General features: G+C 45.4%; 13 protein-coding genes and 1 tRNA gene. 1 reads left to right on the top strand and 13 read right to left on the bottom strand.

All coding sequences use genetic code 11. The annotated features are described in order from the left end of the window. Positions 1–48: 48 nt before the first annotated feature. The 13 genes from BZG74_RS10805 to BZG74_RS10870 all read right to left on the bottom strand — a co-directional run bounded on the left by BZG74_RS10805 (position 49) and on the right by BZG74_RS10870 (position 10,187). Positions 49–324 (bottom strand): putative quinol monooxygenase, encoded by a 276-nt coding sequence (locus tag BZG74_RS10805; RefSeq protein WP_077772608.1) that lies wholly within the window; start codon positions 322–324, stop codon positions 49–51. Positions 325–437: 113 nt separating this feature from the next. Beyond that, the gene (locus BZG74_RS10810; protein WP_077772609.1) at positions 438–1,037 is read right to left on the bottom strand and encodes a glutathione S-transferase family protein; all 600 of its coding nucleotides are present in this window, start codon (positions 1,035–1,037) and stop codon (positions 438–440) included. A gap of 1 nt (position 1,038) precedes the next feature. Then, positions 1,039–2,190, bottom strand: a complete 1,152-nt coding sequence (locus BZG74_RS10815; RefSeq protein ID WP_201247382.1) for a YbfB/YjiJ family MFS transporter — start codon at positions 2,188–2,190, stop codon at positions 1,039–1,041. A 122-nt stretch (positions 2,191–2,312) separates the two neighbouring features. Further along, positions 2,313–3,038, bottom strand: coding sequence for a class I SAM-dependent methyltransferase (locus BZG74_RS10820; protein WP_077772611.1), 726 nt, complete (start codon positions 3,036–3,038; stop codon positions 2,313–2,315). Positions 3,039–3,239: 201 nt separating this feature from the next. Further along, positions 3,240–3,719 (bottom strand): lecithin retinol acyltransferase family protein, encoded by a 480-nt coding sequence (locus BZG74_RS10825; RefSeq protein ID WP_077600293.1) that lies wholly within the window; start codon positions 3,717–3,719, stop codon positions 3,240–3,242. Positions 3,720–4,084: 365 nt separating this feature from the next. Beyond that, positions 4,085–4,576, bottom strand: coding sequence for a hypothetical protein (locus BZG74_RS10835; RefSeq protein WP_077772613.1), 492 nt, complete (start codon positions 4,574–4,576; stop codon positions 4,085–4,087). Positions 4,577–4,737: 161 nt separating this feature from the next. Next, positions 4,738–5,277, bottom strand: coding sequence for a hypothetical protein (locus BZG74_RS10840; protein WP_077772614.1), 540 nt, complete (start codon positions 5,275–5,277; stop codon positions 4,738–4,740). Between the two features lie 78 nt (positions 5,278–5,355). Further along, positions 5,356–6,330, bottom strand: coding sequence for a hypothetical protein (locus BZG74_RS10845; RefSeq protein WP_077772615.1), 975 nt, complete (start codon positions 6,328–6,330; stop codon positions 5,356–5,358). 95 nt (positions 6,331–6,425) lie between these two features. After that, positions 6,426–6,926, bottom strand: a complete 501-nt coding sequence (locus BZG74_RS10850) for a DUF4365 domain-containing protein (protein WP_077772616.1) — start codon at positions 6,924–6,926, stop codon at positions 6,426–6,428. 93 nt (positions 6,927–7,019) lie between these two features. Further along, entirely contained in the window at positions 7,020–7,532 is a 513-nt protein-coding gene (locus tag BZG74_RS10855; protein ID WP_077772617.1) for a hypothetical protein, read from the bottom strand. 133 nt (positions 7,533–7,665) lie between these two features. Beyond that, positions 7,666–8,211 (bottom strand): hypothetical protein, encoded by a 546-nt coding sequence (locus BZG74_RS10860; protein WP_077772618.1) that lies wholly within the window; start codon positions 8,209–8,211, stop codon positions 7,666–7,668. 496 nt (positions 8,212–8,707) lie between these two features. After that, positions 8,708–8,798 (bottom strand) — tRNA-Ser (locus BZG74_RS10865). A gap of 180 nt (positions 8,799–8,978) precedes the next feature. Then, on the bottom strand, positions 8,979–10,187 hold the full coding sequence (locus BZG74_RS10870) for a NupC/NupG family nucleoside CNT transporter (RefSeq protein WP_077772619.1): 1,209 nt from the start codon (positions 10,185–10,187) through the stop codon (positions 8,979–8,981). Positions 10,188–10,767: 580 nt separating this feature from the next. Here BZG74_RS10870 and BZG74_RS10875 point away from each other — a divergent pair. Then, positions 10,768–12,045 (top strand): NRAMP family divalent metal transporter, encoded by a 1,278-nt coding sequence (locus tag BZG74_RS10875; protein ID WP_077772620.1) that lies wholly within the window; start codon positions 10,768–10,770, stop codon positions 12,043–12,045. Positions 12,046–12,090 lie beyond the last annotated feature (45 nt).

Genomic DNA, 12,090 nt, shown 5'->3' on the forward strand with positions numbered 1-12,090 from the left:
GCTTTAGCGGCTATACGCGATAAATAACGATGGTATTCAGCCCAGGCTTTATTCGCTGATCTGGTAGTGACGCGTGACATTTTGCGTAACCACTCCCCAATAGGATGATTTAACTCTCTCTTGGTGCTTATCAAAAGCTGAGCGATCAGTAAACTCTTCATAAACATCAAATCGCAGCGGGTTGTCCGAATGTTGCTGAACCTTAAAGGCCAAACAGCCCGGCTCTTCCAACGTCAACTTTTCATGATTAACAAGCTCTCGCGTCACGGCCTTAAGATCAGTGTCTGGCACGAGAATAAAACCTTCTAAAATGACTTTTGACATATAGTTTATTTTTAAAATATCTCGTTAATTTGGTGAGGCCTTTAATATCGGAACCAGCCATATCGACCTAATGTGATTTTGGCGATAGTCACTAAAAACATTCTTTACAAAACCTAAGTAAAGGCCGTTTCTTTGACACTTGCACGCTCTAAAAACCTCCTTAACCAGTCAGCGAGGAGTGGCTGGCTTTCACCCCATTGCAGCTCCGGTAATCGAAAATCGATATAGCTCAGCGCAACGCCAGTAACAATCTGGCCAAGGTTAATGTCGGACTGCATAACGTCAGTATTCACCCTATCCTCCAGCGTCTGAAGGCACCTGATAATGGCACTCTGTCGACGAACTCCGAGTACTGTACTATCGCTCTCTTTCCCAAAGTGCTTCCGATTAATAACCGTCATAAAAGCTGCATCGGTAAGGCCCTGACTAAGCCCCGAGAGAGCAAGGACATCAGTGTAGTTGGGTGCACCAAGCAAGCTGTTCGTCGAAGAAAGCCCGTCCAAGTATGACGCGATGAGAAGGGATTCTGATAAAGTCTCTCCCCTATCCGTTACAAGCACGGGAATTTTTCCGTTCGGATTGGCGGTAAGCAACGCATTGTCATCCGCCCAAGGATCTACCCAGATGAGCTTCACATCATCCAACTGCTTTTCAATCGCGCAGATTCGGACAACTCTTGCATAAGGCGATGTCGTGTTCAGATACAGTTCCATATCAATTTTTCTCCATCTGTGTGGCTTTTCGAACGATAAGATATCGAGTTGATAGCAAGAGGACACCGCTCGCCAGAATAACGGCACCAATGCTGAATAAAGGTTCGTAGCTACCAAGCGACGCGTAGACGAATGCCAAAGCGTACCCGCCTGCTGCTTGAAATGCAGCGAACATGGCGGTCGCCATACCCCATATCTTTTTATGACCAGCAGGCCCCATAATCTCTGAAAGCCGCCCTGCTGTTAGCGCAACAATGCCGGGGATCATGGCTCCAACGACAAAGGATGAAACCGTGATACTGGCCATCGATACCCATATAACCGGTAATACCGTCGCGATGGACTTTGCTAGAAACCCTGACAGCAGAGCCTCGTGCCAGCCGAGCTTTTTGGCCGCCCTCCCGGCAATAAAAGGTCCGAAAACAGCACCAACACCCAGAACAGCCCATTGGAAACTCGCGATGCTCTGCCCCATACCGACTTCACGTGCAAGATAATCTACCCAGAAAACCGTATGGGGAACAAAGCCGACTCCGTCCATCGCATACGCCGCCATGACGATTCCGATGCTCCATTTCTGTGCAGCGGTTAAGCCCTCTGACCCATTTCCTGAATGGGGAATAGCTGGTAATGATTTCAACCTTGCGAGAGCCCTATCGGCGACAAGGCCAGCCGCAGCAGCAAGTACGCCGAGCCCAATCCAGGCTAAAACAAGCCCTACATTTAACAATAACGGAATCGCGGTGGCCGACAAAAAAGCCCCAATTCCGATACCGGTAAAAACCATCGCTCCGGTCGCTGGTCGTTGTGACGCTGGCGTACTTGAGAGAGCCAGAGACGGACCGACAACCATCAAGGTTGCACCGGCAAAACCAGACACAAATCGCCAGATAAAGAACCACACGAAGCCGATCGGGCTCAGACAAAGAAAGAAGCTCAACGCGACTGCGATATAAGCGCCGCCAAGCACATAACGGAGTTTGTATCGCTCAGAGAGGGTGTGCGCGCCAATCGCTCCACCGAGATAGCCGAGCAGATTCGCGGCCCCCAAGTATGCCGCTTCCGTGGCCGTAAACCAGTTGGCTTCTACGAGTGCAGGAATAATTGGTGTGTAGGCGAACCGCGCCACGCCAATCCCCACAAATGTTGCCATCGCCCCAACGAGCAACGCAGAGAGATTGAATCTACTCGGTCTCATATTGTTATGCCCTCCATGGCGCTAAGTGTGCCCGGCTCATAGCCTTATTCAGACTGGAAGAGCCTCAGACTCATTTTTTAGATGCTTTGGGGTGTAGCGTGAATGAATAGGTATAGAGCAAACCCCATTGTTTCTCGCCCCCACCTCAAATACGCATCTTTCCAATGTCGTCTCGTTTTTACTTTATCCAATAGCTCTATATTTTCAGGGTCTAGCATCAACTCGCGTTCAGCAGCTAGCCAAAACGAGCTTTCAAACGTATCCCAATCTTGATAAGAAGAATGGACGACATAAGCGCATTCAAGGCCTAGTTGATTTCCTGCTTCTATGTTTTGAAGGTTTGAGCGTAACTCTATCGGGTCAATACCTGTTGCGAGTAAGTACTCTTTATCTGGTTCTTTTCGCCAATACGCATCCCCAAGTACAATTACGCCATTAGACGCTATGAGAGCCTTCATGTCAGACAACGCATGGTCTAAAGCTTCACCAACATCGCCAAAAGCATGAGTAGAGCCTAAGCTAAAGCACGCATCAAATACGCCCCTAGGCAGTTCCATATCTTTGAATGCTGCATTATGAAAGGTGACTTTATCTAAATAAGGCTCCAAGTTTTCCTTGGCTTTAGCAATCTCCCTTTCATCAATTTCAATGACTACCGCCCGACAGTTAAACTTTTCTAAAACGCTTTTAATTAATTCGCCGTTACCACAACCAACATCTAAAACTAAAGAGTCCTCATTGAGCCATAGTTCACCCAGCAAGTTATCTAAACAATTTGGGTTGATGGGGTTGTTATATTTCATTATTACTTTCCATAGTGTTTTAATTGAAAATTGATATGAGTGTTAGCGTCAATAACGCCTAACGAAGATGAGCAATATTCGCCATTGTTGCCTGTGTACGTAAGATGAACGTGAACTTAGGCTCAATGCTCAGAGGAGGAATGATGTGGGGTAAAAGCCTCGCCATCCTCTAGTGATTGGCGAAATAGTCGTTTGTCTTACCTATTTTTCCTCAACGGCTTTAGTAGCTAAGACTGCTAAACCACCCAGAGCTAATGAACCACCGAGAAACTTAGCAAACTTCGGATTTTCTGAGCATAAACCAATTAAACTTGCACCCAAAACAGCACCAGTTGCACCAGCAACAACTTGAGTCGAAGACATTTTTAATCCTGTCGCCCATTTAGCAAAATGCTCACAGTTTCGGTCTGTTAGTGAGTATTTCCACTGTCCAATTTGAGAACGAGCGAGTTCGAGTACCTCTGGTACTGGGCGGTCGTAAGTAACTTTAGCTGGATAGGTATGTTTACCTTGGGTTACTACATCCCAGTTTTCTTCTTGAACGGTACCATTTCGCTGAGTTGCAGAAATGAGCATAGGCAGCCCCTTTTCACACAAAGCGTCTGAAACTAAAGACCAGTGCTGATAAACACCGAAGTTGCTAACAACAATATCGCCAGCATTTAGGTTTTGAATTGACATATGTTCCCCTATATTTAATTAATTGACGATATCAATATGTAGGCATATTTAATCGTTTCAATTAGTTGCATAGATATAACTAATAACATAGATCCCCCCTGTTTAGGATCTGCCACACTTAGGTGCGCTCTTTAATAGCGGAGGTAACCATGTCTGCTCAATTATTTTGTGGTGTTTATTTCGCCAAGCATCACTTTTTAAGTAACAATGTATCCGCTTGTTTCTTGGCTGCGCTCGCGCTGAAAAAAGTGCCAGACGCAGCGCCTGCCTATGCGTATTCGAACTACTTAATTAATAAAGCAACGGGCTTTCTCAACACCAAAATAAAGTGTCGGCTGCGCGACACTTATTCATATTTGTTAGGTTTATGCCCCTTGACCTTTCATTAAGCCAAGTAACTCTAGCACTTGCCTCCCATCGCTAGGCATACCCTCATACACACCAAAGTAACTTGGATAGTATATGGGCATTGCTGTAAATAAAAATTGAAACAGTGAAAAGTACAGTCCAAAATTTACCAAATATTGAGCTAGATACGGTAATTCATAGCGACTAAGTAAATATAACCCGACACATAAAATTAGAGATACAACAGGTCCCATTAACAACGAAACAACTTGCAAATTTTTGCTCACATCTCTTTCTATTGAAGCAAAGCCAACATTCATCGACAATGGTGTGATTAAGAGCTTTAATTTACCAACCCGAAATTCCTTAGCATTACTTCCACTTCCCAATCGAATTTCTACCGACTGACCTGTCATCAATTGAGGAGTTGCATGCCCTAACTCATGAAGTAGCACGGCCAATGGCATTACCAACACAAAACCCAAGACTAAACCTATTAAATTGCTCACACACAACCTCCTTATTACGGATAAGCAACAAGACTAAAATATTTTTTGAAGTTTGCACCAAGTCCTTATAAAAAACCTAACGCTGGCGTAACGGGCCGGTTTGGAGCGCCAGCGTAAAACCGGTCCCTATGACGTAATTGTTATGTGCTTTATTGCTTGTACTAATCAAGATACACCAACCAACCTTTGAGCTTTTTCGTGCATTTAGAAAGCTCTTCCATCGGCCTTAAAGCCGCAGGGAAACCATCGAGAACCAATCTGATTTTTTTACCATGCTCGATTCCAATTTCACCTATTTCTTTTGTATTCGAAAAGTCAGCATGACTCAGCTTATTCAACGACTCAAGAGTGGTAGCCTCAATCAAAATATACTGCTGAATCAAACTTGAGTTCTCAATAACAAGCCCAACAGGATCTGTCGAACTATCCCAAATCTTCTGAATGCACCGCGACTCATCACTTCCAAATTTGTCATTGATAATTTTAGCTATTCTGGAAAATGAACGGACCCGTTCTACTGGAACCCTTTTTTCGTTCAACAATATCGGAGCATCTTCGCTCAATGTTTCTGCATCTTGAGCCCCTACGACGTATGCGGTTACAGCCGAATCATCTTCTACTCCCCGATACACCCCATAACCCGCTGCCAAGACAGCAAAAAAAACAAACACAATTAACGCTAACTTTAAAAACCTATTCATACTTCCCTTATTTTCCCATAACGCTAGTGTAATAGGCGCGAGCTTGTGAGCGTCCTGATTGACGTGCCTGTGAAATAGCTAGTAATCACGGTACTTCACAATTATCCCGTCTGATCCTATAGAATAATTCCGCTCTATTTCCTGACTACGCTGTTCTATAAGCTTGGACCTTAATGATGAAGGAAACTCAAATAGCTCCCTTTGCTGAATTAGGTCATGTATCTCTTCTTCAATACCGACAGTAAGGTTTACCCCTTTTGCCTCAAGGTTGATAGCGTAATACCTGAAATCGTCTTCAACTCTAAGTTCCAACTTTTTATTCAAAGCATCTTCAAAAAGGAAAATCGGCTTGTAGTTGGAATCAAAAATTTTCTCTCGTTTAACCTTATAACGCTTTTCTTTTTTGCTCTCTGGATCTACTAAATAAGTCAGTATTCGTTCATCATTAAAGTAAGTTGCGCATGCATTTAGTGTCTGAGGTGGTATACCGTCTATTGACTCTACTCTTTGTACTTGTTCTTTTGCACTTAATATCTTCGTGTTTAGTTGGTTGGTTGACATACCTTTAGCTTCAAAAACATGCCAATCACCGTTTAAGCATTGTCCTACTAAATCTGGTTCGCGGCCTCGCCCTTCCTCTGGATCAACAAACTCAATAGCCCCCAATGCTTTGAGGCTTTCCACATGCACTAAACTCGGGATATTTAGCAACTTTTCGGCATAAAACTTAGCAAAGGCCATTCCCAAGTTGTAACTTACAATCCGCTTCTTATCACTCACGTGGGCATGATATATGGGTTGTATCCTCATACCATTTCTATCAGATTGTATATTCTCAAATACTATACCGACCTTCTCTATTACAGAGCTGTATATCGTGCGCGCAAGACCATATTCACGAATTTTTTGCTTTGATATAAAACTTGGATTTCCAACAGTAATCATTGACCTATAAAGGTCTACTTTTCTGCAGCGTAGACTTGCTTCACCATTTGAATTTACATGTGAATGGTTATTGGTGTAATCACTACTCTGATAGAAGATTAGAGGCAAGATATGCTCCTTTTGCCATTTAACGCCGCCAGCACGCGCGGCTTTGTAGTGAAGGCGAAGCCGCAACGAAAAAGACGTCGCTGTGCCTGGCCTTGTTAATTTCTCTCGTCTTGAAGTCGCCCTCTCCTGCGAGCAGCCAGCTTCTCATCTGTCACGTTCCGGACGTGGTCGTAAATATTGTTCCAGTCAATGTTTCTCAGAACATTCGTCTTTGGAATGTGGATAGTAAACGAATCATGCTCCTGAGCAGGCTCAGGCACTTCACTAAGCAAAAGCCAATAAGCCTCATCATCGCGCTCGACATATTTAACAAGCATAACAACTTGTAGCTTGTCCCACAGATGATTATATGTAGGTGTCGCCAATCTAATAGTTTCATTCTGTCGATCGGTGCTTTCGGCAGAAGACTTGAGTTGTACCAATAGTTCAAGTCCAGTTGCCGCCTGATCATCATAAAGATCAACTCGTAAATCCACACCGTAATCTTGAGCTGGTTTGTCACAAGTCCAATTTCGTGGCAAATGACTCCGGAAATGTCTTTCGGAGACCTCTTCCAACTGGTGATTGTTTATCCTTTGTGGATACTGATGTGCCACCTATGTCTCCTTGAGAAAATTAACGCTCGCATTTGCGGCTGGTTTGAAGCATAGCGGAAAACCAGTCCGACAACATGCGCTTGTTACATTAACCTATTTCAACCCGATTGCTGTGACGACCAGTGCGATCGCAACTCCAATTATTATCTTGCCCCACCCCGTATTATGCCATGCAGGGTCATTATTTGTTGCATTGCTAATCGCAATGTCAATGGTGGCCGACTCACTCAATGTTTCAATCCCTGCATCCTTACGCATTTCACGTAAAGCGATTTCTTTTTCGATATCAGCCTTTAGCTCATAAAACTTTTCTCGTAGCATGCGATGATCTGTTATAAACAACGCACAGATACCGAACACAACAACCGGGGGTATTATAACTTTGTAGAACTCTATGATGTCTCTACCTTCAAATGGTATTGCAGGTATCGCCTCCCAAAAATTTCTCAATGGGAAAAACCACGTCTTTTCAATAACCCACCTTGATCCGTCATTTATGTTTTTGGCAAGAAGGAAGCTACTGCCGTCCGTCCAAAAATAAACACCTTTAATTCCCGCTATTAATAAATATATAACTGCTAGTAGAGCTACCAAATACGCCGCCATAGCGCGTTTCTTGGATTTTTTTTAGCTTGTCGGTAAATTTCAACTCAAAGTCCTTCTGCCATAAGAAATGTAACGCTTGCAACAGCAGCAAATTAAGAGCCTATGCGATTAATTTGTCTGATGCTTGCTCTTGTTATGTGTTTTTGCTCTTTAGCTCTATTCCTATTTCATTCAATCTAGATATTGGATTCCATTTGCCATAATCTTTATTGGGCATTCCATATTTATTACGTAATTTCATACTCAATTTATCAGCCCTAATACCCAATATTGCGAAATGATAACGACGAGTATTAAATACATCATCAAAGTCAGGTGCTCCATCTCCATGTTCATAAGCAAAAGTTTCAGCTTCTTTAGCAGTTAGCAAATGATTAGGAAAATCTAAGACTTCATACATCAAATTAAACGAAAGTGATTGCCATTCACCATCGATATTATCAAAATTTAGAGTGGGTATTTTTGTCGTTGGAACCATAACACCCTCTCTATCAGGCCTACCAGTATCACATGCGACATCAACGCATTGACTTATAAATTGATCTAATAAACCAACTATTCTTACAGCCAAATAACGTGCATTATTTGTTTTTGAACGATATTCATTAATGTAATCGCGAATTATGGATAACAAAGAACCAATAATGACGCCAACAATACCAATTAAAAACTTATCCATAACTAACCTATCATTGCAGAAGTGATGAAACACATAACATTGTATTAGTGTGCGTGCTCGATTTGTCAAAACTGTTATACGCCCTGCTTTACCCATAACCTCATGATAATAATGTGGTTTTTCCGTCTATCTCATCAAGCCCTAATCGGTGATAATGTGCATGCCGCCTATCCCGGTTGAGGTGTTCACATTATCCCCGCGCTTATGCTTTTAACCGATTGATTATTCGTGTTTTTTATTTTTTCGCCCCGGGAAAGTGTGAATCAGTCATGAGAAAGCGTGCATCTATGTAGGCGTTTTGTTGCGTTCCACGCTACCGCCATTGGTTGTCGGCATCCAAAAGGCCTTACGGAGCGATTTTTGCGGGCTAGGTTATCAGACGCTGGGCAGTGTGTTTAGGCAAAGGCGTCTAAAATGTTGGCGCGGTCAGGGTTTGGGGATTTGTGGGGGCATAAATGCAAAAAAGCCGCTGAATAATCAGCGGCTTTTCTATATATGGCGGAGAGATAGGGATTTGAACCCTAGAAGGGCTATTAACCCTTGCCGGTTTTCAAGACCGGTGCTTTCAACCACTCAGCCATCTCTCCGGAACGCGGCGTATATTATTGGGTTCGCTGTGGCTTGTAAACCCTTTATTTGCCGCTTTTTGTCTGTTCGCTCAAGCCGTGATCAGGTTGGCGATATTGCTAGCAAAAGGCGATTAGCTTGCCGCCAATCGCCCTACTTTTACTGAGACACGTTAGCTGAGTCTCTTTACTGCGCAGTGTTTATAGCGCGATAAAAATACCCGCCAGTGCCGCACTCATTAGATTGGCAAAGGTGGCGGCAATCACTGCGCGCACGCCTAGGCTGGCCACATCTTTGCGACGCTCGGGCACCATGGCACCAATCGAGCCGAGTTGAATGGCAATCGAGCCGATATTCGCAAAGCCACACAAGGCAAAGGTCACAATCACCTGGCTTTGCACCGACAGGTTCGCTTTGATATCGGCAAAGGATAAGAAGGCGACAAACTCGTTGAGTGCGATTTTCTGCCCTAACAGGTTGCCGACGGCAAACACTTCATGCACCGGCACCCCAGTAAGCAATGCCAAGGGTGAGAACAAATAACCGAATAGGGTTTCTAGGCTTAAACCTTCGAGTTCAAACAGCTCGCCAATACTCCCGAGCCCGGCGTTTAGCATCGCAATCACACTGATAAAGGCGACCAGCATAGTACCCACAGCCACCGCGACTTTCATGCCGTTCATCGCGCCGCTAGCCAAGGCGTCAATCGCGTTTGCTTGGTCGCTATCGCTGATCTCTACCTGGTTTTGCTCAGCTGGTGTTTCCGTCTCAGGGACAATGATTTTGGCCATCAATAATCCACCCGGCGCGGCCATAAAGCTCGCGGCAATCAGGTATTTCAAATCCACGCCCATGGCGGCATATCCGCCGAGCACACTGCCGGCCACCGAAGCCATGCCGCCGACCATCACGGCGAAGAGCTCAGAGCGGGTCATTTTGCTAAGAAAAGGGCGAACTACCAAAGGAGATTCGCCCTGAGAAAGAAAGATGTTGCTGGTCGCGACCAAGGATTCTGCGCGGCTGGTGCCGAGTAATCGCTGTATGCCGCCGCCGAGAAGTTTAATAACCCACTGCATAATGCCGAGATGATAAAGGAGAGAAATTAGCGCACTGATAAAAATGATTAACGGCAGTACTTTAACAGCGAAAATAAACCCATCGTTCGCCAGTGGCCCAAACACAAACTCGATGCCTTCGTTGGCAAAAGAGAGCAGCTTCGCCGCGCCATTGCTCATTGCCCCGAGCATGGCTTGACCAAAAGGAATATAGAGCACCAGGGCAGCAAACACCGCTTGCAGGCCAAACGCGCCTAGCACTGTTCGCCAGTTAATCGCTTTGCGGTTGGTGGAAAATGCGGACGCGCACAGAAACAGAGCGACGAGACCTGCCGCACTATAGAGGAGTTGCATAAATAGATTACCTTGCCGTTGTGTTGCACTTGCGATACGGATGAGTACGACACGCTGCCGGGGTGGCAAGAGGTTCCATCATGCGTTACATCGTACCGCGGGTTCGGTGAAGGTGGGCCCGACCTTGGACGCTTTTTCTTCTGCCGCGAATCGCGACACAGTCACTCTTTGGCTATCGCTGCGCAAAGAGCACATGTTGGGCGAGCATTCTATTGTGATTAAACTCTCATTTCCAGCAGAATTTGACGTTCGATCACACTTATTCAGTGATTGTTGACCGTTGCAAACGGCCTTTTTGGCTGTGTCTTGTCTCTCAGACAATGGTCGGATGTTTATCCCTCTCTTTTTGTGTCACCTTGGTGGTGTCTATCATTCACACCCAGCATCACGCCTACGCTTAACAAATTTGGCAAGATTAGTTGACACGTTTGGCTCATGTGATATTTATGGGTGGCTATTGACAAAATAATTGAAGGCAAAGTGATAAAAATAAGCCTCAATGAAAAAAACAAAAGCAATAGCGCTAAAAATCATAAAACAAAGCAAACACAACAACGCAACCACAATAAAGGAAACACACATGCAAACCGTCTCTTCGCATCAGGCAGGATCTAGCTTGTCGGTGATGCAACGTCTACGCGCATTGGGGCCAGGTATCATGATGGCCGCGGCAGCTGTAGGCGGCTCTCACCTTGTTGCTTCAACCAAAGCCGGAGCCATTTATGGCTGGCAGCTTGCGGCATTGATCCTGCTCGTTAACTTGTTTAAATACCCCTTTTTTCGAGCAGGCGTACAATACACCGCAGGAACCGGTGAAACCTTGGTCGAGGGCTATGCACGTTTAGGCCGCCCTTATTTGTGGTTATTTGTCGCTTTAAGCGCAGTCTCCGGCGTGATTAACACCGCAGCCTTAACCTTATTTAGCGCCAGCTTGCTCAGCTATTTTGTGCCGTTTGATCTCTCACTGACGGTGCTCTCGACCATTATCGTAGTCACCTGCTTAGTCATATTGATTGCAGGGCATTACAAAGCGCTGGATACCTTATCGAAAGTGATCATGGCCACGCTCACCTGTGCCACCTTGGTGGCGGTGACGGTTGCCGTGGGGAACCCTGTTGCGGTTGAGCCCAACTTCAATGCGCCCTCGATTTGGTCTGTCGCCGCCATCGGCTTTATCGTGGTGACCATGGGGTGGATGCCTGCCCCGATTGAGATTTCTAGCATCACCTCGGTGTGGCTCAAGCGTAAAGCGCAATCTGAACCGATCAACGCCAAAGCGGCACTGTTTGATTTTAACGTTGGCTACATTGGTACCGCGCTGTTGGCGATTGTGTTCTTATCACTCGGCGCCTTGCTTCTGCATGGCAGCGGGGTTGAACTAAAGCAATCAGGTATTGGCTTTTCGCACCAGTTAGTGGGTCTGTATGCCGCCACCATTGGTGAATGGTCACGTTATTTGATTGCGGTGGTCGCCTTTTTCTGTATTTTCGGCAGCACTATTACTGTGATCGATGGCTATGCGCGAGTGGTGTCAGAATCACAACGCTTGTTGCGTGAACAAACAGAAGCCGAAGCGCACTCGGGTATCGCACAAGGCTGGATGATGCTGATCTCGGTGTTGGCACTGGCGATTGTGGCGTTTTGGACGGGTGCACTGCTGACCATGCTTGATTTTGCCATGGTGGCCGCGTTTGTCACCACGCCCTTTTTTGCATTGCTCAACTATATTTTGGTGACCAAGCACCGCTTACCGCCTGAAGTGACCATGAGCAAAGCGATGCGTGCATTGGCAGTCACCGGCTTGGTGTATTTGTTCGGCTTTTTGGCCGTATTCGTCTGGTGGAAGTGGTTGATGTAACAAACTTTACCTTGTTCACGCTTAAAGGGCTGGGTTAACATCCTT

The sequence above is a fragment of the Salinivibrio sharmensis genome (assembly GCF_001995985.1).
GTDB lineage: Bacteria > Pseudomonadota > Gammaproteobacteria > Enterobacterales > Vibrionaceae > Salinivibrio > Salinivibrio sharmensis.

What these genes read in the sequence shown, in the direction of transcription:
- BZG74_RS10805 (WP_077772608.1), bottom strand. Translation starts at nt 324, where the DNA reads ATGTCAAAAGTCATTTTAGAAGGTTTTATTCTCGTGCCAGACACTGAT.
- BZG74_RS10810 (WP_077772609.1), bottom strand. Translation starts at nt 1,037, where the DNA reads ATGGAACTGTATCTGAACACGACATCGCCTTATGCAAGAGTTGTCCGA.
- BZG74_RS10815 (WP_201247382.1), bottom strand. Translation starts at nt 2,190, where the DNA reads ATGGCAACATTTGTGGGGATTGGCGTGGCGCGGTTCGCCTACACACCA.
- BZG74_RS10820 (WP_077772611.1), bottom strand. Translation starts at nt 3,038, where the DNA reads ATGAAATATAACAACCCCATCAACCCAAATTGTTTAGATAACTTGCTG.
- BZG74_RS10825 (WP_077600293.1), bottom strand. Translation starts at nt 3,719, where the DNA reads ATGTCAATTCAAAACCTAAATGCTGGCGATATTGTTGTTAGCAACTTC.
- BZG74_RS10840 (WP_077772614.1), bottom strand. Translation starts at nt 5,277, where the DNA reads ATGAATAGGTTTTTAAAGTTAGCGTTAATTGTGTTTGTTTTTTTTGCT.
- BZG74_RS10855 (WP_077772617.1), bottom strand. Translation starts at nt 7,532, where the DNA reads ATGGCGGCGTATTTGGTAGCTCTACTAGCAGTTATATATTTATTAATA.
- BZG74_RS10860 (WP_077772618.1), bottom strand. Translation starts at nt 8,211, where the DNA reads ATGGATAAGTTTTTAATTGGTATTGTTGGCGTCATTATTGGTTCTTTG.
- BZG74_RS10870 (WP_077772619.1), bottom strand. Translation starts at nt 10,187, where the DNA reads ATGCAACTCCTCTATAGTGCGGCAGGTCTCGTCGCTCTGTTTCTGTGC.
- BZG74_RS10875 (WP_077772620.1), top strand. Translation starts at nt 10,768, where the DNA reads ATGCAAACCGTCTCTTCGCATCAGGCAGGATCTAGCTTGTCGGTGATG.